At 52.6% G+C, this 22,126-nt stretch carries 27 protein-coding genes; 13 read left to right on the top strand and 14 right to left on the bottom strand.

The window, feature by feature from the left end; all coding sequences use genetic code 11:
- The 4 genes from ACZ52Z_RS11275 to larB all read right to left on the bottom strand — a co-directional run bounded on the left by ACZ52Z_RS11275 (nt 1) and on the right by larB (nt 4,904).
- Nucleotides 1-681, bottom strand: coding sequence for an HD domain-containing protein (locus tag ACZ52Z_RS11275; protein WP_464266889.1), 681 nt, complete (start codon nt 679-681; stop codon nt 1-3).
- A gap of 34 nt (nt 682-715) precedes the next feature.
- Nucleotides 716-1,450: a YkgJ family cysteine cluster protein gene (locus ACZ52Z_RS11270; protein ID WP_464266888.1), complete on the bottom strand. Its 735-nt coding sequence runs from the start codon at nt 1,448-1,450 to the stop codon at nt 716-718.
- Nucleotides 1,451-1,457: 7 nt separating this feature from the next.
- On the bottom strand, nt 1,458-4,016 hold the full coding sequence (gene secD / locus ACZ52Z_RS11265) for a protein translocase subunit SecD (protein WP_464266887.1): 2,559 nt from the start codon (nt 4,014-4,016) through the stop codon (nt 1,458-1,460).
- A gap of 123 nt (nt 4,017-4,139) precedes the next feature.
- Entirely contained in the window at nt 4,140-4,904 is a 765-nt protein-coding gene (gene larB, locus ACZ52Z_RS11260) for a nickel pincer cofactor biosynthesis protein LarB (protein WP_464266886.1), read from the bottom strand.
- A gap of 144 nt (nt 4,905-5,048) precedes the next feature.
- Between larB and ACZ52Z_RS11255 the strand changes: the two genes are divergently transcribed.
- Complete coding sequence (locus ACZ52Z_RS11255) at nt 5,049-6,071, top strand: hypothetical protein (RefSeq protein WP_464266885.1); 1,023 nt, start codon at nt 5,049-5,051, stop codon at nt 6,069-6,071.
- A gap of 31 nt (nt 6,072-6,102) precedes the next feature.
- Nucleotides 6,103-6,660 carry a P-loop nucleotide/nucleoside kinase family protein gene (locus tag ACZ52Z_RS11250; RefSeq protein WP_464266884.1) on the top strand — a complete coding sequence of 186 codons (558 nt, stop codon included), beginning with the start codon at nt 6,103-6,105 and terminating at the stop codon, nt 6,658-6,660.
- Nucleotides 6,661-6,731: 71 nt separating this feature from the next.
- Here ACZ52Z_RS11250 and ACZ52Z_RS11245 read toward each other — a convergent pair whose 3' ends face one another.
- A complete protein-coding gene (locus ACZ52Z_RS11245) occupies nt 6,732-7,535 on the bottom strand; it encodes an outer membrane protein assembly factor BamD (RefSeq protein ID WP_464266883.1) in 804 nt (267 codons plus the stop codon).
- A gap of 53 nt (nt 7,536-7,588) precedes the next feature.
- Here ACZ52Z_RS11245 and ACZ52Z_RS11240 point away from each other — a divergent pair, with 53 nt between their 5' ends.
- Nucleotides 7,589-7,735, top strand: a complete 147-nt coding sequence (locus ACZ52Z_RS11240; protein WP_464266882.1) for a hypothetical protein — start codon at nt 7,589-7,591, stop codon at nt 7,733-7,735.
- On the opposite strand, the gene trxA is transcribed toward ACZ52Z_RS11240, so the two are convergent.
- Complete coding sequence (gene trxA, locus ACZ52Z_RS11235; RefSeq protein WP_464266881.1) at nt 7,732-8,061, bottom strand: thioredoxin; 330 nt, start codon at nt 8,059-8,061, stop codon at nt 7,732-7,734. The two genes, ACZ52Z_RS11240 and trxA, sit on opposite strands and share 4 nt — an antisense overlap.
- A 267-nt stretch (nt 8,062-8,328) precedes the next feature.
- On the opposite strand from trxA, the gene hemL reads away from it, so the two are divergent.
- The 7 genes from hemL (at nt 8,329) to rimO (ending at nt 13,586) form a co-directional block, all read left to right on the top strand.
- Nucleotides 8,329-9,618 carry a glutamate-1-semialdehyde 2,1-aminomutase gene (gene hemL / locus ACZ52Z_RS11230; protein ID WP_464266880.1) on the top strand — a complete coding sequence of 430 codons (1,290 nt, stop codon included), beginning with the start codon at nt 8,329-8,331 and terminating at the stop codon, nt 9,616-9,618.
- A 49-nt stretch (nt 9,619-9,667) separates the two neighbouring features.
- The gene (locus ACZ52Z_RS11225; RefSeq protein WP_464266879.1) at nt 9,668-9,934 is read left to right on the top strand and encodes an AtpZ/AtpI family protein; all 267 of its coding nucleotides are present in this window, start codon (nt 9,668-9,670) and stop codon (nt 9,932-9,934) included.
- The gene (locus ACZ52Z_RS11220) at nt 9,924-10,382 is read left to right on the top strand and encodes an ATP synthase subunit I (RefSeq protein WP_464266878.1); all 459 of its coding nucleotides are present in this window, start codon (nt 9,924-9,926) and stop codon (nt 10,380-10,382) included. Before ACZ52Z_RS11225 ends, ACZ52Z_RS11220 begins: the two co-directional genes overlap by 11 nt.
- Nucleotides 10,383-10,385: 3 nt before the next feature.
- Entirely contained in the window at nt 10,386-11,108 is a 723-nt protein-coding gene (atpB, locus tag ACZ52Z_RS11215) for a F0F1 ATP synthase subunit A (RefSeq protein ID WP_464266877.1), read from the top strand.
- 82 nt (nt 11,109-11,190) lie between these two features.
- Nucleotides 11,191-11,448: an ATP synthase F0 subunit C gene (gene atpE, locus ACZ52Z_RS11210; protein WP_464266876.1), complete on the top strand. Its 258-nt coding sequence runs from the start codon at nt 11,191-11,193 to the stop codon at nt 11,446-11,448.
- Between the two features lie 72 nt (nt 11,449-11,520).
- Nucleotides 11,521-12,246 carry a nucleoside phosphorylase gene (locus ACZ52Z_RS11205; RefSeq protein ID WP_464266875.1) on the top strand — a complete coding sequence of 242 codons (726 nt, stop codon included), beginning with the start codon at nt 11,521-11,523 and terminating at the stop codon, nt 12,244-12,246.
- Complete coding sequence (gene rimO, locus ACZ52Z_RS11200; protein WP_464266874.1) at nt 12,240-13,586, top strand: 30S ribosomal protein S12 methylthiotransferase RimO; 1,347 nt, start codon at nt 12,240-12,242, stop codon at nt 13,584-13,586. The genes ACZ52Z_RS11205 and rimO overlap by 7 nt, the downstream gene beginning before the upstream one ends.
- A gap of 23 nt (nt 13,587-13,609) precedes the next feature.
- Here the strand turns inward: rimO and ACZ52Z_RS11195 are convergent, their stop codons facing one another.
- The 8 genes from ACZ52Z_RS11195 to ACZ52Z_RS11160 all read right to left on the bottom strand — a co-directional run bounded on the left by ACZ52Z_RS11195 (nt 13,610) and on the right by ACZ52Z_RS11160 (nt 18,574).
- Nucleotides 13,610-13,894 (bottom strand): HU family DNA-binding protein, encoded by a 285-nt coding sequence (locus ACZ52Z_RS11195; protein ID WP_464266873.1) that lies wholly within the window; start codon nt 13,892-13,894, stop codon nt 13,610-13,612.
- A gap of 108 nt (nt 13,895-14,002) precedes the next feature.
- The gene (locus tag ACZ52Z_RS11190) at nt 14,003-14,743 is read right to left on the bottom strand and encodes a pseudouridine synthase (protein WP_464266872.1); all 741 of its coding nucleotides are present in this window, start codon (nt 14,741-14,743) and stop codon (nt 14,003-14,005) included.
- 103 nt (nt 14,744-14,846) lie between these two features.
- Nucleotides 14,847-15,062 carry a hypothetical protein gene (locus ACZ52Z_RS11185; RefSeq protein WP_464266871.1) on the bottom strand — a complete coding sequence of 72 codons (216 nt, stop codon included), beginning with the start codon at nt 15,060-15,062 and terminating at the stop codon, nt 14,847-14,849.
- 25 nt (nt 15,063-15,087) lie between these two features.
- Nucleotides 15,088-15,489 carry a secondary thiamine-phosphate synthase enzyme YjbQ gene (locus ACZ52Z_RS11180; protein WP_464266870.1) on the bottom strand — a complete coding sequence of 134 codons (402 nt, stop codon included), beginning with the start codon at nt 15,487-15,489 and terminating at the stop codon, nt 15,088-15,090.
- Nucleotides 15,490-15,498: 9 nt separating this feature from the next.
- Entirely contained in the window at nt 15,499-15,939 is a 441-nt protein-coding gene (locus ACZ52Z_RS11175; protein ID WP_464266869.1) for a glycine zipper domain-containing protein, read from the bottom strand.
- Nucleotides 15,936-17,357: a DNA recombination protein RmuC gene (locus ACZ52Z_RS11170; RefSeq protein WP_464266868.1), complete on the bottom strand. Its 1,422-nt coding sequence runs from the start codon at nt 17,355-17,357 to the stop codon at nt 15,936-15,938. Before ACZ52Z_RS11170 ends, ACZ52Z_RS11175 begins: the two co-directional genes overlap by 4 nt.
- The gene (locus ACZ52Z_RS11165) at nt 17,320-17,625 is read right to left on the bottom strand and encodes a chaperone modulator CbpM (protein ID WP_464266867.1); all 306 of its coding nucleotides are present in this window, start codon (nt 17,623-17,625) and stop codon (nt 17,320-17,322) included. The genes ACZ52Z_RS11170 and ACZ52Z_RS11165 overlap by 38 nt, the downstream gene beginning before the upstream one ends.
- Nucleotide 17,626: 1 nt before the next feature.
- The gene (locus ACZ52Z_RS11160) at nt 17,627-18,574 is read right to left on the bottom strand and encodes a DnaJ C-terminal domain-containing protein (RefSeq protein WP_464266866.1); all 948 of its coding nucleotides are present in this window, start codon (nt 18,572-18,574) and stop codon (nt 17,627-17,629) included.
- A gap of 298 nt (nt 18,575-18,872) precedes the next feature.
- Between ACZ52Z_RS11160 and ACZ52Z_RS11155 the strand changes: the two genes are divergently transcribed.
- From ACZ52Z_RS11155 to ACZ52Z_RS11145, 3 genes are read left to right on the top strand one after another with little or no spacing between them, the layout of a single operon-like run.
- Nucleotides 18,873-19,472 (top strand): shikimate kinase, encoded by a 600-nt coding sequence (locus ACZ52Z_RS11155; protein WP_464266865.1) that lies wholly within the window; start codon nt 18,873-18,875, stop codon nt 19,470-19,472.
- 17 nt (nt 19,473-19,489) lie between these two features.
- Nucleotides 19,490-21,142, top strand: coding sequence for a glycogen synthase (locus tag ACZ52Z_RS11150; RefSeq protein ID WP_464266864.1), 1,653 nt, complete (start codon nt 19,490-19,492; stop codon nt 21,140-21,142).
- A complete protein-coding gene (locus ACZ52Z_RS11145; protein ID WP_464266863.1) occupies nt 21,139-22,053 on the top strand; it encodes a hypothetical protein in 915 nt (304 codons plus the stop codon). The genes ACZ52Z_RS11150 and ACZ52Z_RS11145 overlap by 4 nt, the downstream gene beginning before the upstream one ends.
- Nucleotides 22,054-22,126: the final 73 nt, after the last annotated feature.

The following is a 22,126-nucleotide window of genomic DNA, read 5'->3' as shown; positions in this document are numbered from 1 at the left end:
TTACCCCTCATCCTCGCTGTCGAGGCCGTCGGCCACGGCGTAGATTTCGCGGTTAAGTTCATCAAAAAAAGTTTCCATAAAGGCATGGCGCCGCCTGGCAATCCGTTTGCCGAGCGGGGTGAGCATCTGATTTTTCACCTTTGACATTTTTACCTGGAACTCTCTGTACGCCGTATCTTCGATTGAATAGGAAGCCGTATCCGCTGGATTTTTATCAGGATTGTGCAGACGTGCACCAATCTGACCGGCGAAGAGGTATGCGCGTCCGATACCTATGGCGCCGATGGAATCAAGCTTGTCGGCATCAAAAAGAATCCTGGCCTCCAAGGTTTCGGGCGCTTCTCCTTTGCGAAATCTGTGGCTGCGGATGCAGTGACAGATTTGTTCTATTGTTTCTTCGCTGAGCTGCAGTTCCTGCAGTGCCGCTCGGGCTAACTCGGCACTGTGCTGCGCATGACACACCGCACCTCTGCTTTCGCTTTCTGCCCTTCGGCCGATATCATGCAGCAGGGCCGCTGCCTTAAGCACAAACAGGTCGGCCTGCATGTGCGTTCCGATGGCCAGCGCCATGTAGTACACCCGTTCACTATGGTCAGGGCCGTGGGACCCACCCTCCTGGAGGCTGTACCGATGACTGATGCGATGAATCTGTTCGATCAGGAGATCAGTGGAAAAAGGCATAAAGACGCTTGAGAAGCGACGGTCGTAACCATTTCTATTCGTTGAAAAATTCCTGCATGAGCCAGGCTATGCCAAGCAGGAGCAATTGTTCGTCGTCACCGGCCAATCCCTGGAGTTCGCGAGGCTTCAGAGGCCGGCGCATGGCAATTCTCCCATCAGCCATTTCCTGCCTGAACATATCAAGATTATACAGGGCCAGAATATACTGGTCGAGTTGTTCCCTGGTCGGCCGGTAGCCCTGCTGAATACGTGGGTGCTGGTAGAGCGGGAGCAGAGCATCGTTGAACCGGTTGTATTCCGCCAGCTCCTGATCGTCAAAATAGGTTGAGGCAACCTGTTCCTGCGCTTCGGAGAACCCTTTGCAATGTTCCTCACGAAGAAGCACAAAGGTCTCTTCCACGGTTCCATCGCCGGTGCGAATGGTGCCGCGGCCAACCGGATAGGCCCTGCAACTCCCCGGTCGATCAGCATAGACACTGCATCCGTTCTGGTCAACAAACACGCAACTGGCCTTACCGTCGTCGACCATGGTGAGGTAGCAGACCGGAAAGGGATGTTGCTCATCCCATTCAATAATGACGTACTGCTCGAGAAATCGGCCTGAATGGAGTTTGAGCCGATTTTTCAGGCGTAGGACATCGTAGGGCGTAAGGGCAAGGTCCAGTTCCCTGCAGCATTCTGTGAAACAGGGAACGCCGGGATGGCAGGCAAAGCAGAACTTCTCTTCTGGAAGGAGCCGGTGAAAATGTTTGGGCAGCGTATCACTCACGGTCGTATTACCTCGATTTAATGGTGAGCAGGGGACTGGCAATGAAAATGGAGGAATAGGTTCCGACCAGAACACCAACCAGGAGTGTCAGAGAAAAATCATGAATGGTGGAGCCGCCCAGGATAAACAGCGAAAGCAGGACCAAGGCAGTCGTGAGCGAGGTGACAGCCGACCTGCCAAGAACCTGGTTGATGCTGTTATTGATCACCTCAAAGAAACCGATGTCTTCCTCTTTATTCATATTTTCCCGAATACGGTCAAATACGACCACTGAGTCATTGAGCGAATAGCCTGCGAGTGTCAGCAGGGCGGTAACTACCAGCAGGGTAATTTCCATGTTCATGATCCAGCAGATGCCAAGCACGACCATGACGTCATGAAAGGTTGCCGCCGCTGCAGCCAAGCCAAAGGTGAAATCAAACCGCAGGGCGAGGTAAAACAGCACGCCAGCAAGAGAGATGGCGATGGCCTGAATCGCCTTGTTGCGGAGTACCTCGGAGATGGACGAGCCGATCTCGGATTGACTCTCAAGCTGGAACTCATGATCAGCCTGTGCATCGCGGAGGATGGTGGTGATTTCATCACCGTGATGGCCGACTGTCTCTTCAGACTTTTTCATCTTCACGATCAGGCGATCTTCACCCGTAACCTCCTGGAGGTCAATATCCGGGTAACCGTTTTCGTTGAGCGCTGTGCGGACTTCCTCCAGGCTGAATGGTTTAGCTGCCTTGTATTGGAGGAGTGTGCCACCGGAAAAATCAACCCCAAGGTTGGCCTGGCCACGCAGAATCTGGACAAAGGCGACGATGCCGACGAGGACCATGACTGCCGAGAAAGCAAAGGCGATCCGGCGGGCTTTCATAAAATTAAAACGGGGATTGCGTATCAGCTGCATGAACGACAGCCGCTTCAACATCCGGGTTGAATAGAGGCTGTCATAGACGAGCCTGGTGCAAAAAAGGACGGCAAACAGGTTGAAGATAATTCCAAGGGAAAGGGTGACCGCGAATCCTTTGATCGGGCCGGTTCCAAACAGAAACAAGGCCAGGGCGGTAATCAGGGTGGTCACCTGCGAGTCGACAATACTCCAGAATGCCTTGCTGAAGCCTGAGTCAACGCCTGATTTTATCGTTCTGCCCAGAGCGAACTCTTCCCGCATTCGCTCAAAGATGAGGACATTGGCATCCACCGCCATACCGATGGAGAGAATAATACCGGCAATACCGGGAAGGGTGAGGGTGGCGCCCAGCATGGCCAGCCCGACAAAAAGAAACAGGATGTTGAGCATGAGGGCAAAATTGGCGATAATACCTGACAGACGGTAATAGACGACCATGAAGAGGAGCACCAACAGGGCGCCGAACAGACCTGAGTTCAAGCCTTTGTTAATGGAATCCTGGCCAAGGCTTGCCCCGACCGTCAGGTTCTGAATGATCTCAACCGGTGCCGGCAGGGCGCCGACACGGAGCACAATCGCCAGGTCAGTGGCCTCTTCATGAGTGAAGCTGCCGGATATCTGGGCACTGCCGCCTAAGATGCGTTCGCGAATGACCGGGGCGGACCGGACCACCTCGTCGAGCACTATCGCCAGCCTTCGGTTCACATTTTTTTCAGTAACATGGGCAAAGACCTTGCCGCCCCGACCGGTCAGGTCCAGGCTGACGTAGGGTTCATTGAAGCTGCCGCCGATACGTACCTGGGCATTTTTCACCATCTCACCGGTCATCAATACCTGGCTTTCCAGGAGAATGGGCACCAGGGACTCGGCCATGGTCTGCTTATCGATCACTCGCTCAAAGTAGACCTCTGTTCCTTGAGGGAGCCGTCCCTGAAGGGCAAGATTGAGTTTTTTCCGGCTTTCACCGACCTGCCATTGTCCCGCGGCCTGGGCATCGGCCAGGAGGTTGCCTAGGTTGAGTCCCTGTGTTTCGGCGACAAGCTTGAATTCGAGCTGAGCTGTTTGGCCGATCAGGTCCATGGCCCGGTCAGGATCTTTCACTCCAGGGAGCTGCACGACGATTTCGTTTTCCCCCTGGCGGAGGATAACCGGTTCTGCCACACCGAACTGATCAATACGGTTTCTGATGATTTCCAGCGACTGGTTCACCGCATTTTTTCGGATAAAGTCTATTTCTTCCGGCTTTAACTGGAGGGTGATGCGGGGGAAGCTACCGTCTTCAGCATCGACCTGGACGTCCAGGTTGGGGAAATCATCGGCAAGGGTTTGGCGAACGGTATCGACTGCTCCTGTGTTGGGCAAGGTAAACACCACTCGGGAAAGGTCGTCCGAACGCATCCGCACCGCTGTGATCTGTTGTTCCGCCAAACCGTCTTTGAGGTCAGCGGCCGCCAGGTCGAGCGAGTTCTCAATGGCCTTTTCCAGGTCGACCTGAAGAACAAGGTGCATGCCGCCCTGAAGGTCAAGCCCAAGTTTAAGGCCTTCCGGGGCGAAGTATTTTTTCAACCATTGAGGGGCATTGGGATAAAAGGACGGCGCCAGGGTCATGCAGGAAAAGAGCACCAGGACAAGGAGCAGCCCGATCTTCATCTTCAGGGAGGTGTTCATTGAAAGTATGCCTGTTAGGAGAATAAGGAAAGGTTAAATGTATATATGCAAAAAGAAACGATTATACGATGATAGCGAGCAGACTGCAATGGGCAGATGGCGTTTTTACGGGAGGGAACGGAGTTAATCGATATTTTTTTTGCGGTTGATGGCGTCAGCCATGCAGGCTGCGCCAAACCCGTTGTCGATATTCACCACCGCCAGTCCGGGAGAGCAGCTGTTGAGCATCCCCAGCAGCGCCGCGTATCCACCGGCACCTGTGCCGTAACCAACACTTGTCGGGACACCGATTACCGGAGCACCGGTCATGCCGGCGACTACCGACGGTAGCGCCCCTTCCATGCCGGCAATAACAATAACGACGGTTGCCCGCTGGAGCATGTCTCTTTTGCTCAGGATCCGATGGATGCCGGCCACCCCGGCATCATAAATAGTTTCTACCGGGTGACCAAAATGTTCCAGCGTCAATCTGGCTTCCTCTGCCACCGGCATATCAGATGAGCCGGCAGTAGTGATGATGACCGTTCCCCTGGAACGGTTGCGGGGGATGTGTTGCCGGTTGCCGGTGAGCATCCTGGCCGTGGGGTGATAGGTGATGTCGGCAATACGCTCACAGACAAAAGCAGCCTTCGGTGCTGAAACCCTTGTTCCGAGTACAACCGATGGGGTGGACAGCATTCTTTCGATGATGGCAACCAGCTGCTCTTTGCTCTTCCTTTCCCCGAAGATGACTTCGGGGATCCCTGTGCGAAGGGCACGATGGTGATCGAGCTGTACATCGGAGAATGCTTCTCCGGGAAGCAGGCGCAGTTGATCCATGATATCCGGGACGTCAAGCTTTCCCTGCTGCAACTGCTCAAGGAGGGAGAAAAGATATTGTTCGTTCATGAAGGTGGAGAAACCGGAGTCCTGGTGTGGACGCCATCCAGTAGTGGCAGAAACCGCTGTTTACGCATCCACACTGTTTTGGTAGAGTGATTTTTTTTACAACAACTTCATTACCATACCATATACTGATTGAGGCACAATGCAATGACACACCAACCACTCCCCGATTTTATTCAGGCTCTTCTTCAGCCGAAACTGTATCCGCATTCGACTGAAGGGGTGGAGCTTATCCAAACCCACATATCCTATGTCCTGGTGGCGGGAGACTTTGTGTATAAGTTTAAAAAGCCGGTTGATTTTGGCTTCTTAGACTTTTCAGATCTGCAAAAACGACGGCATTACTGTCACCAGGAACTTACCCTGAACCGGCGGCTCTGTCCTGAAATATATCTGGAGGTGGTAGAGCTTACCCGTGATCACGGTGCCTTTGCTCTGAATGGTTCCGGCGAGGTCGTGGAATATGGAGTGAAGATGGTACGCATGCCGGAAGAGCACATGATGCCAAACCTCATTGCCAATGGCCAACTGCGAGAACATCATCTGGAAACCATTGTCGACACGCTGGTTCCTTTTTACCACCAGGCAGCCACCGGTGAAGAAATCAATCGTTTCGGCACCGCTGAGGCCGTAGGGGTCAATGTGCTGGAGAATTTTGAGCAGACACGTTCTTTTGTAGGACAGGGTGAACTGTCAGCACAACAGTTTGAAGATATCCGTGCCTATTCCACATCCGTACTGGCCGACGCCGAATTGTTTGACCGCCGCATAGCCGGCAACCATATTCGTGATTGCCATGGTGACCTGCACTCGGTGAACATCTGTCTGAGTCAGGGACATGCCTACATTTACGACTGTATTGAATTCAACGAACGTTTTCGCTTCCATGATGTTGCCTGCGATGTCGCTTTTTTGGCAATGGATCTTGATTATCACGGCCTTGAAAACTACTCTCAGCTTTTCATCGAGCGTTTTTGTCAGGCGGCGAAGGATCCGGGCCTGGTAGAGATGTTGGATTTTTATAAAGCCTATCGTGCCTATGTCCGAGGAAAGATAGGTCTTTTTACCGCTGCAGATTCAGGCGTCGAGGATAGCGTCCGCCAGGCCAATCGTGAAAGTGCGGCCCGTTACTTTGCTCTTGCCCACCGGTATGCAGCGGGCAAACAATAAACTCTGCAGAGCAGGGCTTGAGGAATAGCTGATGGCCAGACATCTCGTTGTTTTTTTTGGCATGACCGCCTCCGGAAAATCCACCCTGGCCGGCGCGTATGCGACACGTAAAAACCTTCCATACTACAATACCGACAGGGTCCGCAAGCAGCTGGCCGGACTCGCCCCAACTGATTCCCGACCTGATCCGGTGGGCCAGGGGATTTATAGTGCTGCCTTGACCGAAAAAACCTACGCCCGGATGCTGGACATGGCGGTCGTCGATTTCTCCAGAGGGTGCCAAACGGTTATCCTTGATGGATCCTATAGCCGGGAGGAGGAGAGGGCGGCTGTGCAGGAGGTTGCCCAAAGGTGTAATGCTGTTGCCTGCTTTATTTATTGCCACTGTTCACGGGCAGAAATTCGGCGGCGGCTTGAGGAACGGGCGCAGGATAGTCAGGCTGTATCAGATGGGCGCTGGGAGATATACCTGCATCAACTCAGTACCTTTGCTGCTCCGGAAAAGGGAACTGGCGAGGGGCTGTTCGTGCTTGATACCGGGAAGGATATCGCTTCACTGGTGGAACAAGTGGCTCAACTCGTGGGGTGATTTGCCTCCTGGATGCCCGCAGTTGATCGTCGTTCAACTGCCTGGACCAAGGAGATCGGGATGGCCAGTGTTTATTCTTCTTCTTTGGGCGGAGCTGCGGGCTCTTGGTTCTCGTCTTCCTCCCACAAGGTCCAGGAAGGCATGGAAATATCCGGCATCCATCTGTTTAATCCCCATCGCGGAGGCTCGCCGGCTTCCAGTCGTTCCAGCAGGGCCTGGGCCTTGGGGGCAATGGTGGCGTCGGGATACACGGCCAGCAGATATTTGAGTCGATGTATGGCCTGCGTGTATTTTTCGGTTTTCACATAAAAGACAACCACAAAATACTCGTGGTTGACCAGAAAGTCGCGTGCAGCCTGAATCCTTGCTTTCGCCTCTTTGCTGTAGGGCGAGTTGGGAAAAGCTCGCAGAAGGCGGGAGAATGATTTAATGGCATCCTGCGCTCCACTGATGTCCCGGTCAATTCTGTCAGACCGGGTAAAGTCACACATCCCGATCTGAAAAATGACGTAGGGAATGGCCTCGTTGGTCGGATGGCGTTCTTCAAATTCCTGGTAGAGGAGCTTAGCCTCCAGGTAGGATTTATTGTAATAGTGGGCATCAGCAGCTTTGAGTTCGGCCAGCATGGCCTGCTCGCTGAAAGGGTATTCGTCAAGGATGCGTTCAAAGGCGCGAATCGCCCGTTCATAATCACCAACGGTATACGCATCCATCCCCTCATCGATAAGGACCTCCGGCGAACCTTTTATTTCTTCCTGCTCTCCGAAGGTAATGCTGTCAAACATTCCTTCAAAGGTTGCGCACCCTGAAAGCAAGAGCAGCAGCGTCAGCAACAGGGGGGCTAAAGCGGTGCTGGTGTGTCGGATTCGTTTCATGGTGCCTCCTGTTTCGTGCTTGCCAGCTGTTCTTTGCGCAGGAAAACGGTGGAATGGTCGATGATGAGCTGCTGTTTGGTCGGGAAGAAAGATTCTTCCGCAGTGTGCTCCAGCAATCCGTCGGGGCTGGGAAACGGACGGAAGAAAAAACGGTTCTCTGTCGGAATGAGCAGAGAACCGTTGCAGGGTGTATTGACTAGACGGCTTTGTTCATCAGATCCTGCAGCTGACTTTTTCCAACTGCACCGGTGATCTGGTCGACAACTTCACCATCTTTGAACAGGATGAGCGTGGGGATGGCACGAATGCCGAATTTACCCGGTGTCGCAGGGTTGTCATCCACATTCATTTTTGCGATAAGTACTTTACCGTCAAATTCGTCGGCAAGGTCATCGATTACCGGTCCTATGGCTTTGCAGGGACCGCACCAGGGGGCCCAAAAATCTACCAGGCAAGGGAGTTCATTGCCTATGACTTTTGCGTCGAATTCACTGTCAGATACGTGCATTACCTTGTCACTTGCCATCTTGTTTTCTCCTTGTTGCAGCCATTGAGGTAGAGTTGGGGTAAAATATTTAATTCTCAATGGTTATGTGAGTTAGCAGCATAAATGGATATTTTACCTTGAGCGTATGAACGTGACAAGAGAAAATTAGCATTAATGGTATCCTGTCAAGTTGTCATAGTGGTTTTCCTTTTCATTTTGACATGGTAAAACCGACGGTGGTATAGTCGTTGTCTATTTTTGCATAACTGTCTTTCCTGAAGATATCTTATCTGGAGTTATATTATTATGAATACTGATCGCTCTGCAGCCCTTTTTGCTCATGCTCAAGCTGTGATTCCCGGGGGGGTGAATTCCCCTGTACGGGCCTGCAGATCCGTGGGATGTGATCCGTTGTTTATCAAGCAGGCATCCGGTTGTACGGTTACTGACGTAGATGGCAATTCTTTTATAGATTTTGTCGGTTCCTGGGGGCCTATGATTGCCGGTCATGCCCACCCCGATGTTGTGAAAGCCGTTCAAAATGCTGCGTTGCAGGGGACGAGTTTTGGCGCGCCAACTCCGCTTGAAGTGGAGCTGGCGGAATTGGTCTGTAAGAGCGTCCCTTCCATGGAAAAGGTGCGTTTCGTTAATTCCGGGACCGAGGCAACCATGAGCGCCGTGCGACTCGCCCGCGGGTACACAGGAAGAAATATGGTGGTCAAATTTGACGGGTGTTATCACGGACATGCCGACTCCTTTCTGGTCAAAGCCGGATCTGGCCTCATAACCCTCGGTATTCCCGGCAGCCCTGGTGTCCCCGACGACATTGTCAAAAATACCCTCTCCATCCCTTATAATAATGAAGAGGTGCTTGAACAGACTCTACGCGACCAGAGCCTCGATATTGCATGCGTTATTCTTGAACCGGTGGCAGGCAATATGGGAGTGGTGGTACCGGATATGGATTTTGTCCGTAAGCTACGCCAACTGACAGCGGAGCTGGGTATTGTCCTTATTTTTGATGAGGTGATCACTGGTTTCAGGTTGGCGCTGGGCGGGGCGCAGGAGCGTTTTAACATCGTGCCGGACCTTACCTGTTTAGGAAAAATTATCGGTGGCGGACTGCCGGTCGGCGCCTATGGTGGAAAGGCGGAGATAATGGACAATATCGCTCCGGATGGTCCTGTATATCAGGCTGGCACCCTTTCCGGCAACCCTTTGGCAATGGCTGCGGGGCTGGCCATGCTGCGCCTGCTGCAGACGCCTGATTTTTATCGGGACCTGGAAGAAAAGGCTGAGTGGTTTGGAACCCAGCTACAACAAATTGCCGACGCCTCACCGGTACCGACCGTACTCAATCGAATCGGTTCGCTGATGACCTGCTTTTTTACCGATACTCCGGTGATCGATTTTGAGTCCGCCATGCGGGCAGACACTGAAATGTACGGAAAACACTACAGAAATATGCTGGAAGGCGGAATCTGGCTGGCACCTTCTCAGTTTGAGGCGATGTTTATTTCGGCGGCACATGAGCGTATTCATTTGGAAAAAGCATTGAATGTGATTGAGTCGTCATTCAAAAAATTGATGAATTAAATAAAAAAATCTTGCCTTTGGTTGTTGTGCATGATACCAGTAGCTCGAAATGTTGAACCTCTACGAGAAGGGAGTGTTTCGGTTAATGTCTGATGATCGGAGAGAAATGTTCAGGCAGCTTGCCGAGTACAGCCAAATTGGCATGACCTTTGTCTTCTCTATTCTGGTAGGCTTTGGGATCGGTTGGTTTCTTGATAATAAGGTTTTTGATGGAAAAACGGTTCCCTATTTAACGTTTGTTTTTCTCGGGTTTGGTATTGCAGCCGGGTTCAGGAGTCTGTGGCAACTGACCAGGAAGATATCGGATGGTAAATAAGAACAGAAGAAAAGAGCAAAAGGTCGATCCCGGCAAAAGGCTGGTTCGATCAGTGACCGGGTGTACCTGGCTCTTGCTGGCAGTGATGACCACTGTCGGCTGGATGCTCATCGATAAACAGTTTGGTGTTTCCGTTTGCATAGGCGGCGTGCTGGTGAACAGCAGTTTTCTTTTGCTGAAAAAGGATCTTGAGCAACTACTCGATAAAGTAAGCGTTGCCGGCAGCCATGCAGCAGCTGTTTCACGAACAGAGAAGATACGGTTTTTCATCAAGTTTTATGCCCGCCTGATTGTGTTGGGCTTATTGTTGATCTTGTTGGTCGCCAGACTGCCGATCAATATGATCGGCCTTAGTCTCGGCCTGGCTACAGTTATGCTCAGTGTGATAGGGACGGTACTGAGCAGAGGTAAATACTTTTATTCCGAGCAAAGTTTGAGGAGCGTGTAGGTTATGGAACATCCAATATTATTTATTTCACTTATTCTGGAAAAGCTTGGACTTCCGGTGCCACATACGGTCACCGGACATAACTTGCTGGAACAGCTCTGTACCCCCTATATGACCTATACCTGGCTGGTTATGGCATTTCTGATTATCGTGCCGAAACTGACCATGGGCAAACTGGAGATGGTGCCGGGCAGCGGACAGAATTTCTGGGAAGTCATGATCGGCGGGTTAATGGACTTTTTTACCGAAAACCTGGGAGAAGAGGGGGCGAAAATGTTGTTCCCCATGATGGCGACCTTTTTCTTCTATATTATCCTGGCGAACATGATAGGGCTGATTCCAGGGTTCATGTCACCGACATCCAACCTGAATATTACCTTGGGAATGACGATTATTGTCTGGATTACCCATCATGTGCTCGGGTTTAAGACCCATGGTCTCAGCTACTACAAACATTTCATGGGGCCAAGCAAGGCGCTGGCGCCCTTCATGTTTCTCCTGGAGGTTATCAGTAACTTTGCTCGACTGATATCACTTTCCATGCGTCTTTTCGGAAACATTTTTGCAAAGGAAGTACTGCTCGCCGTACTGTTTATGCTTGCTGGTGCTTTTTTTGCCCCCCTGCCAATTCTCTGTCTCGGTGTCCTGGTGAGTGTTATTCAGGCAGTGGTTTTCGTTCTTCTTGCGGTCCTGTACTGCGCGGGAGCGATGGAACACGCACACTGATCGTATAACGTAGTAATGAACAATTGTGTTTAAGTAACGAAGAAGGCCAATATATATTTTTAACTAATGGAGGAGTAAGACAATGGAAATTGCAATCGCTTTGATTTGTATAGGTGCTGCCCTGAGTATCGGTCTGGCTGGTCATGGTGCAGGTGTTGGTATGGGTAATGGTCTGCGCGGCGCGTGTGACGGTGTTGCTCGTAATCCCGAAGCAAAAGGTGCGATTACCACCACCATGATTCTTGGTATGGCACTCTGTGAGTCTATCGCGATTTATGGTCTGGTTATTGCGTTTATCCTGCTCTACGCTAACCCATTCAAGGCTGCCCTTGGTATGTAAGTAGACAGATCAAGCGAAATCGCTTATCTAAAGCTGCGGCTCCAAGCCGCAGCTTTTTTTTTGTGCAATACTATGGAAACATGCGTTATCAATCCAGTGCAGGGCAAGGGTGAGCCGCTGTTGCCTGCCGTCGGTATTCTTGCGGTTAATCCATCGGATGCAGGTTCCTTTACCGCACTTGCGTCAGCCTATGACCTGCGCCGTCAATTCTTATTCCATTCCTCCCTGTATGCCTCTTCCCGTTTTTTTGTTGCCGGGCCTGCCGTTGGCGCGCCCATGGCCGCCATGTGCCTGGAAAAATGCATTGCCCTCGGCGCCCGGATTATTATCGTTTACGGATGGTGCGGAGCGGTTGACCGGCGCGTCAAGGTCGGCGATATCCTCATACCTGAAGGAGGCATCAGCGCTGAAGGGACAAGTGCCCACTATCCCGGCTCTACAGGATTTGCTCCACCTGTCATGCTCCGCAAGCAGGTAGAGACAGTCGTGCAGCAGCAGACCGAATCCGCAGTGCATTGCGGCCTGGTCTGGTCCACCGACGCTGTTTATCGCGAGACCCACTGCCAGATGGAGCAGGTGGCGCAAGAGGGGGTCTGTGGAGTGGATATGGAATATACCGGCCTCAGTGCGGTCGCTGCCTTTCGTGGCGTAGAGCTGGCTGCGGTGATGCTGGTTTCCGATGAACTGTATCATACCCCATGGCGTCCCCATTATAACCGCAAAGGGTTTCGTTCCACCTCTCAACGTCTGCTGGCCGTCTTGTGCGAGGCAGCCCATTCAGGAGCATTTACATGTTAAACAGATCCATTTACATCGTCAGCCTTGGATGTCCGAAAAACCTGATCGACACAGAGGTCATGCTCGCTCTGCTCGAGGGAGGCGGATACCAGGTGGTCGAGGCCCCGGAAGAAGCTGAAGTGCTGCTGGTCAACACCTGCGGATTCATCCAGCCGGCAGTCGAGGAGGCTGTGGATGAGATTCTTCACCTGGCAGCATATAAAGAGTCGCGTCCTGAGCGGTTGCTGGTGGTTACCGGCTGCATGGTTCAGCGTTACAGGGATGAGCTGGCCAAAGAATTGCCGGAGGTCGATATATTTCTTGGCGTTGATGAGTTTCCCGAGATTGTCCAGCGACTTGCCGCCCATTCACAGGGTACAACGACTATGGCTGTCAGTGAGCGGTCCACCTACCTGATGGACGCCACGGTGCCGCGTAAAGTCTCCACGCCGTTTTTTCGAGCATATGTAAAAATCACCGAAGGGTGCGACAACCGTTGCACCTACTGTATGATCCCATCTATTCGCGGCGGTTTACGGAGCAGAACCATCGATGATCTCGTTGCTGAATCAGTCCATCTGGCCGATCAAGGGGTAAAGGAGTTGACCCTCATCGCCCAGGATCTGACAGCCTATGGCCGGGACTTCGAGGATGGTCGTACCGGGCTGGTGACACTCCTTGAGGCCCTGCTTGCTCAGACGACGGTTCCATGGATTCGCCTGCTCTACCTTTACCCCTCCGGCATCGACAACGCGCTCCTGCAGCTGATGGCCGAACAACCGCGTATCGTCCCCTACCTCGATATCCCGATGCAGCATGTAAGTGATCGGGTGCTGCGCAGAATGAATCGTCCATACGGAAAGCAGGACCTCGACAGGCTGGTAAACCAGGTACGCACCTTGTTGCCTGATTGCGCGTTGCGAACGACGATCATGGTAGGATTTCCCGGAGAGACCGAGGAGGATATGCAGACTTTACTCCATGCACTTGCCACGTGGCAACTGGACCATGTCGGGGTGTTTGAGTACCAGGATGAGGAAGGAAGTGTTGCCGCAAGATTGCAGGATAAAGTTCCAGAGGAAATAAAAAAGGAAAGGTTTGATGCGGTGATGGACTTGCAGTCGGGGATCAGCAGGGAACGACAACAACGCTTTGTCGGTCGGGTGGAACCGGTACTGATTGAAGGCGTCAGTCGTGAGAGCGATTTACTGCTCGAAGGACGTTCCCGTTTTCAGGCACCTGATATTGACGGCTGTGTCTATATCACCAGCGGTCACGTCAATGCTGGTGATATTGTCCAGGTTGCTATAAGCGAGGCACACATCTACGACCTGGTGGGTGAGGTGACGATGAGCGAGTAAAGGGGAAGATGTACTGCCGCAGGTTAACCTTTGTGCTTATTGACCTGCTCGCGTAAATCTTTGCCTACTTTGAAGAAGGGGAGTTTTTTGGGAGAGACCTTGATCTTTTCCCCTGTCTTTGGATTCCTGCCAACGTACGATTCATATTCTTTGACCACAAAACTGCCAAATCCACGTATCTCAATGGATTCCCCCCTGGCAAGGGCATCACTCATAGTCTCTATGATGGTGTTGGTAATGGAGGCAGCTTCGCGAATGGGAATATCCATCTCTTCTGCCAGCGCTTCAATCAGTTCGGATTTATTCATATCTGTCTCCCCTTTTCATCGATCGGTATCTGTCCGGGACTATCGTATTCTTATGTCTGCTGGGTGAATACAGTGAAACAGGAGCTGCAATGGTAAAGCTTAGAAAATTTAAGCAGGTATGTTTTTGATTGTAAAGGGAATTTTTCCCGAAAACACTTTTTTTAGGTCTTTTAGGCTTAAAGTCCGATATTTTCCAATGGAAAGACTCCCCAGTTGAAGGCCTCCATAGGCCGTTCGCCGCAGATGGATCACAGGATGTCCGATTGCCTGAAACATTTTACGGACTTGCCGCTTCTTCCCTTCATGAATAATAATCTCTATTTTCGATTGTGACCGTTTTTTTTCCAAAAATCGCAAGGTGGCAGGAAAAGTTTTACGACCCTCTATGACAATACCACGGCTGAGGCGCGTGATATTGTCATGGGAAGGGATGCCCCGTACGGTTGCCTCATAGGTTTTTTTTACCTCATACCGGGGATGGAGGATATAGTTACCGAGCTGACCGTCATTGGTCAGTATGAGGGCGCCTTCGGTTTCAAGGTCAAGCCGGCCGATGGGAAAAACACGGGCTGAGATCTCCGGCAGCAGATCGGTGACAATCGGCCGCCCCTGGGGGTCGGAAAGGGTAGTGACGTATCCTGCCGGTTTATTGAGCAGCAGATACAGTTTTTTTTCCAGAGTAACCCGGCGTCCGTCAAAGCTGACGGTGTCATTGTCGGGATCGATTTTTTGTCCCATTTCGGTGACAACCCGGTTGTTCACGCGGATGCGCCCCTGAAGGATCAGTTTTTCGGCCCCCCGGCGGGAAGCTACCCCTGCCTGGGCGAGAAATTTTTGCAATCGTTCCATGAAGTGAAGGGCTGTGGAGTAGACTGATCAAGCAAAGAGCGCAGGCTGACTGTCTGCGACATGGAATATTCCCACAGGAGGAAAGGGTGAGTGCAACCTGTCATCAGTGACTGTGGTGGCCATCCTTGAGCAGCAGACGATGATATTCGGCATGGGAGAGGTGGGTGCGTACCAGATCCATCAACAGGTCGGCAAGTCGGGTCATCTCTTCATCGCTCATGCGGGGAAGAAGTACCTCGGTAACCTCTCTCTGCGCCACATGTTCAAGCAGCTCCCTGATGGATTGTTCGTCTGTCTGGCGGTTGAGTCCGAACAGCATGGGGTCTCCTGGGGTACCTGTGGTGTTAACCCGGCAGTATTTGCCAGCTGAGTTGCCGGTTGCGCGGTCCGTCGTATTCGCAGAAAAAGACCCGCTGCCAGGTGCCGAGCTGCAGTTTTCCATCGACAATGCAAATTGCGGCCGAACTGCCGGTCAAGGTGGCCATGACATGGGAGGGGGAATTCCCCTCCCTGTGTTTGTAAGGGTAGCGCTGGGAGACTATGGCCTGCAGCGCGCCGAGAAGGTCGTCCTGCACATCCGGGTCAGCCCCTTCGTTGATGGTTACCCCTGCGGTGGTGTGCGGGTTAAAAACAGTAAGCAGGCCCTCGTTCACCCCGCTTTCCGCGACCACATGCTGCAGTTGCCTGGTCACATCAATCATTTCCATAGCACTGGCGGTCTGGACGCCAAAATTGCCATACACCATGTTTTCCCCTTACTGTAACTGCCACTGGCCATTGGCATCGCGACAGGCGGTAGAGTAGGTGGTCTGTTTTTTCCCGTCGATAACCGCCTCTATTTCTGCCTTTCGGCAAATTTGGTTGGAGGGGGTCTGGAATGCAGGTTGCGGGGTTACGGCATACTGGTTACCGGTATCAGGATTAATCCAGGAAGAACGCTGGTTGGAAATGCCACGTTCGTAGACATGGTTGATTTGCTCTTTGTCATACTTGTCCATTTCATTACCGACGATGTAGCCGAGCATGGTTCCAACGGCAGTTCCTATCAGGGTCGCCTCGGTGTTGTGGCCGATCATCTGTCCAATGAGTGCGCCACCGGCTGCCCCGCCGATCGCTCCTTTCTGGGCTTTATTCATATCGGCGCAGGCCGTGAGTAGGGCTAACAGGATGATTGCCGTTACAGTAATATATTTCATTGTTTTTCTCCTTGTGTGGCCGGGGACTCCTTGAGTGCGTCCGCCAGCTCTCTTTCGGTTTGAATACCCAGTTCCTTGAGACGCTCTGCTCGCAGGATAAGGTTTCCCTGACCGCTGCTCAACCGTTTTTTGGCCAGGCTCCAAGCCTGTTGAGACTGGTCGAGACGTACCCCGATCTGTTCAAATGTTTGTACAAACCCAACAAATTTATCATAAAGATTCCCTGCCTGTTTGGCAATGATTAAACCGTTTCGGTGTTGATCATCAATCCGCCACAGGTGGTGGATGGTGCGCAATATGGCAAGCAAGGTCGAAGGGCTGCACAGGACAATCTGCTTGCGTGTCGCTCTGGTGAGCAGGGTGGCGTCATGTTCCAGTGCCATCTGAAACGCACCTTCAATGGGGATAAACAGCAGAACGAACTCCAGGCTGTTGGCGCCCTCCAGCTGGTGGTAGTGTTTACCGGACAGGGAGGAGATATGCTTGTTGATAGAACTGAGGTGACGGTCGATGAGACGTTTTCGCTGCTGCTGGTCCTGTTCCGTGTGGGCAAAGGTGTAGGCTTTGAGGGAGACTTTGGCATCGATAATGACGTCACGTTGCTGCGGCAGGTGGACAATAACATCCGGCTGCCGCCTGGAGCCGGAGGTCGTCTGCAGGGATGCCTGGGGAGAATATTCCCTGCCTTTGCGTAACCCCGACTCCTCAAGGATTTTCTCCAGGATCATTTCTCCCCATTGACCCTGAAGTTTATTTTTTCCCTGCAGTGCTTCGGTCAGGTTGACCGCATCGTTGCTCAGACGCAGGTTGAGCTGCCGAAGCTGCTCGATTTCCTTTATCATGGCAACCCGATCACGCGCCTCGCGGTCGTAAACATCGTCGATTCGCCGATGGAACTCCTGAAGCTGCTTCTGAAACGGTGAAAGCAGCAGCTTCAAGGTCGACTCGTGCTGCTGGTTGATCAGGGAGCTTTTTTCAGTGAGAATGTCGCTGGCAAGAAATTCGAATCGCTGTTCAATCTGCCGTTGGGTAGCTTCCAGCAGCAGGTCTCGTTCCTCAAGCAGGTCTTCAAGGCCGGAACATCTGGCACGCAGGGCCCCGTTGTCTCGTCCGAGGCCCTCATAGGCCTGCCGGAGTTCATCCCGTTCACGGCGCAGGCGCTGGGTTAATTCTTCCTGTCGGCTGTTTTCCCGGATGCATTGTTCCAGGCCGAGTTCGGTTCGCAGGAGCCGTCGCCGCAGTCGACCGGTATAGAGTGCAAAAAGAATCGGAGCGAGCAGCAATCCTGTTGCCAGTCCAAGCAGTGCGGCAGAGAGCGGATCGAGTCGAAGGAGCAGCGAAAAGGGGGTGTCCACAATCACACTGTCAGGCTTTTTCGGATTAGCTTCGCCTGCGTAGGCGCAGGCGAAGCTCTTCAAGCTCTTCCATCAGGTCCAGCACAAGGGCGCATCCCGGCAGGTTGACATGCAGGTCATGCTGCAGGCGGACGGCAGTCTGTACACGTCTGATCTCCAGGAAGGTGAAATGCCATTCTCCGGGGGAGTCACCATGGGGAGAGATTAACCCTTCGTCGACCATCTCGTGAATGATTTCTGCCGGTACTCCGCAAAAATGACAGAGTTCAGCGAGACTGCACTGGATATCTTCGTCAAGGACGGTGCCGTGTAAATATTTTCTTTCTCCCATATCAGGCTCCCAGGTTCCTGCGAGGGTTGGTCGGCATGAGTTCAGCCATGGCGGTGTAGAGATTTTTCTGCTCTTCAGTTACCGCTTCAGGGACCACAACCCGGAGGGTGACTATCTGGTCGCCGCTCTGTCGTGCGGTGGACAACCCCTTGCCTTTTAATCGGAGCTTTTTTCCTCCTTGTGAACCGGGCGGTATTTTCAGTTGAACCTGGCCGTCAAGGGTGGGTACGGTGACCGTTTCTCCCAGAGCCGCTTCCCATGGGGTGATAGGTAAGGTCATATGAATATCGCGTTTTTCGGCATGGAAAACTGGGTCTTCATAAAAGGCTATTTCCAGGTAGAGATCGCCAGCTGGGCTGTCGCCATATCCCGGGGCGCCCTGGCCTTCGAGACGGATACGTTGCCCCTCGATAACGCCTTTGGGAATAGCGACATGGAGAGTGTGCGGGGTGGTAACGACATTTCCCTGGGCATCGATGGTGGAACGGTTCAGGTTCAGGGTCTGCCGTGTGCCGTGAAAGGCGTCCCGAAGGTGCAGCATTACCTTGGCATGCTGATCTTCGCCCTTCATGCGAAAGGTCGTCCGCTGGTTCCGACCGCCAAAATGTGTATGGCCGAACAGGGACTCGAAAAAATCGCTGAAGCCGGTTGGGTCAGCTCCTGTGTAGCCGGTCCCGCTGAATTGAAAACCGGCGTCCCAGTTTGGCGGCGGTTCAAAGTCCTGACCGTTTTCCCAGTTGCTGCCGAACTTGTCGTATGCGGCTCGTTTCTCCGGATCTTTCAGGACTTCATAGGCCTCGCCGATCTCTTTGAATTTTTTTTCCGCTTCCGGGGCCTTGTTGACATCCGGGTGGTACTTGCGAGCTCCTTTGCGGTAGGCCTGTTTCACCTGCTCCTGAGTTGCGTCCCGCTCGATTCCCAGTATCTGGTAATAATCCTTGTATTCCATAGCCTATCTTGTTTGAATCTTGAAAAAATCTCAGTTGAGGATACATTAAGAGCAGCATTTGAAAAAGAAAAGGAAAAAATGAGCAACTATTCAGCGAAGGTCTACAAGCTGTCACTCTATTTTTGCCTGTAACTGTTTAGAAGTGCTCCAAATATTTCCCAGGCTGACCGATTAGCTGCACATGGGTATGAGTAGGTGGGCAGATCGTGAAGAGTTGGGGTGCTGCTGCGTAGTTACAAAAAGGGCATGAGACCTCTGATCCGGCAGAGGCTGGTTTTCTTTCCGGTTGAAAATGATTATGAGCAATACCAAGGAAAACATTCTCTTGACCGGATACAGGGCAACCGGCAAGTCACTGATCGGCAGGATGTTAGCCGACAGGCTGGGATATCGGTTTGTGGATACCGATGCTGAGCTCTGTCGACAGCAGGGGCAGACGGTGGCGGAAATTGTTGCTGCGCATGGATGGCAGGCGTTCAGAAGAATGGAACGTCTCCTGCTGAGCGAGATGATCGGGAACAGGTTGACTGTACTGGCAGTTGGTGGCGGTGCCATTGAACACGAGGACATTTGGAGTCAGCTGCGGACAAGGTATGTGGTTGTCTGGTTGAAAGCCGATGTCAACACTATCCTCAGGCGTATGAGCGCTGATCGACAGACGGCAGGCCAACGGCCGCCATTGACAGACAATTCCATTGAGGAGGAGGTTGTCCAGGTACTGGCTAGACGAACACCGCTCTATGCTGCCGGTTCGGACCTGGTTGTTGATACTGCGGGCGGCAAACCGGAAGCCCTGGCGGCATCGCTGCTGCACAGGTTGATAAAAGAAGGGTACATTTCCTCGATCACCCCGGCCGGTCACCCCCTTGGGGGGGAAACTGAGCTTTACAGCGAATAATAGCATCGAGCATACAGGTGAAAAGAAACAAGAAACAACAAGCTGCGACCAGGACCGTCTGGATGGTCAGCCGGGAATATGACGGGCTGGCAGGAGCGGGTGGGGTAAAGGACGTTTGCCGTCAACTGGCGGAGACCCTGGCTGCAAAAGGATACCAGGTGCGGGTGGTTCTGCCGAGGTATGGTTTTATATCTCCATCGGAAAAGGGGTTCGAACCCCTTGCCATTGCCGGTACCGCTCCTGGCCGTATCAGCGGGAACGACGTATCCAATTGCTTCAGTGTGGCCATGCACTATCCTGAGGAAGAACGGCGGGAGAAGGTTGCGGTCTGGCATGGCCGGTTGAATAAGGTAGCTGTGTATCTCCTGGAGGCCGATCGCTTCGGAGAAAAGCAGGGAATATATACCTATACGGCAGCAGAACAGCAGCAGACTTCCTGGCAGGAGCAGGGGAAAGGGCATTATGATTATTTTGCCATGAACATTCTGCACCAGAAAGCGGCGCTTACCCTGATGCTGCTCCTGGATGAAGCGCCATGGGTCGTCCACTGTCATGACGGACACGCGGCCCTGCTGCCCGCCATGATGCGGGAGATCGACGGGTATCGCCACTTTTTTCGTCAAACCGGAGCGGTGGTTACCGTTCACAATGCTGGCGTCGGTTATCATCAGGAGGTGGCGGATCTTGCATTTGCCCAGGCTGTTAGCGGATTACCTGCAGGCGTGATTCAGGCCAATCTGCTTGCCGAAAGTTTTGATCCATTTGTCGCGGCTGCCGATTACGCGGTGCTCAACACCGTCAGTGAGCAGTATGCCCATGAACTGCAGGAGACGGTGGAGGATGTCAGGACGGGCTGGCTGGGACATCATCTCAAAGAACGGCAGGTGAAGCTGCACGGCATAACCAACGGCATCAATCCGGATTCCTTTTACCCGGCCGATGCGGAAAAATTAGGATTACCGGCCTCGTTCGATATCCTTGGTGGGGAATTTGCCGGTAAAGAGCGGTGTAAAGAGGATTTAGTGGGCGAAATCGCCGCAATTCGCCAGTGGGAGCATGTTGAACAGTTCGGTCGGCTTGCAGAGGCTGTCCATCCGCCGCTGTTTACCTTTATTGGCAGGCTGACCCAGCAAAAGGGCACCGGTTTGCTGCTGGACTGCATTCAGTATTTTCTGCAGACCGGTGCAGACAGCCGTTTTCTGGTGCTAGGTTCTGGTGAACACGGGGTCGAGGCGGAACTGCAGCGGCTGGCAAATACAGCGCAAAGCAGTGGTCGGCTCTGTTTTCTTCGGGGATTTGATCCGGCGTTGGCCACCAGAATCTATGCTGCCGGTGATTTTTTTCTTGTCCCCTCCCTCTATGAACCGTGCGGGTTGACGGACTATATCGCACAACTGCTAGGTAACCTGCCGATCGTGCACCATGTGGGCGGATTGGTTAAAGTGCTGGATGGCCGGACGGGGTTCGCCTATACAAAGAATGAACCTGATGCGTTGAGAGCGGCCATGGACAGGGCCCTGGAGGTATATCGACGACCGGAGACCTTGATGCAGATGCAGCAGCAGGCGGTGAAGAGGATTCTGGAACACCATACCTGGGAGCAGGTAATGGATAGCTACATTGAGCTTTACCAGCGGGCAGAGCCGGATAGGGCCGGCGAAAAAAAATGAGCCTCCAGTATACGCTTCCAGCTGCAGCCTCGCAGCTCAAAACCCCATGGCTGACCAAGCGCAGTAGTTTTTTTATCCGCCAGGTGGTGAACGATTACCTGGAGGTCGATGAGTTGTACTGCGCGCTTTATCAAGATTTTCGTCATCATTACCAGGGCGCGGCACGAGGAGCGGACGTATTGCTGCTGCCGTCGTCCGCTTCCCTGAGAGAGACACTCTATGAGCAACTTTCGGCAATACTCGGTACCGAAAGCAGCAGAGGACTGCTCTGGCGGCTCAAGGATCTTTGTCATATAGTCTGGCCGGAGAGCGAGCGTCAGCAGAACGTGCTTGGTTCCCTGGTGGACTGGCTCGTCGGTTCGCTCTTTCATGAGGCCATGAAGTTGAAGGAAAATCTGTACCTGTTGAATAATTATGGCCCGGCGGTGTTCTGTGCAGAACAGGATGAAGGTCATCGGGACAGGACCACAGGGGATACCTATTTTTCGTTGTCGCAGCTTGTCGATATCCCCGGAGTTTTTAGAAGAGTTGCACTTGATACCGAACATCAGCTGGAACGGATCGCTCTCCTTTTTGGCAGGGGCTGCTATCTGCTTCGTGTCATGATGCCAGCTCTGGCGGAAAACGAGCTGGTTGTTCGGTTGCTTGCCGAAAAGGAAATCATGCTTGCAGAGGTATGGGGGGAGCCGCTGGAACGTATATTTAGCGATATGTTCGGCGGCAACGTTGCTCACGGATTTTGTTTTGCCGGTATGAGTTACCTGCGAAGTCAATGGTATCATCAGGCCCTGGTGATGTACAGAAGGGCTCTGGCTGTGGATAAAGAATGCAGCGAAGCAATGGCCAAGGTTGTCCAGCTTGAGGCAATAACTGCTGACGGAAAGGCTGTCTTTGGCAGGCAGACATTGTAAAGGGCGGCTTTTTTTTGGCCCTGGTCGCTACTCCGTTCTGCATGGAGGGAGAGACGGCCATTCAGCAGGTGGG

The organism is Desulfogranum aggregans (genome assembly GCF_055398265.1).
The sequence above is the reverse complement of the archived record's forward strand: the minus strand, read 5'-3'. Positions and strand labels throughout refer to the sequence as shown.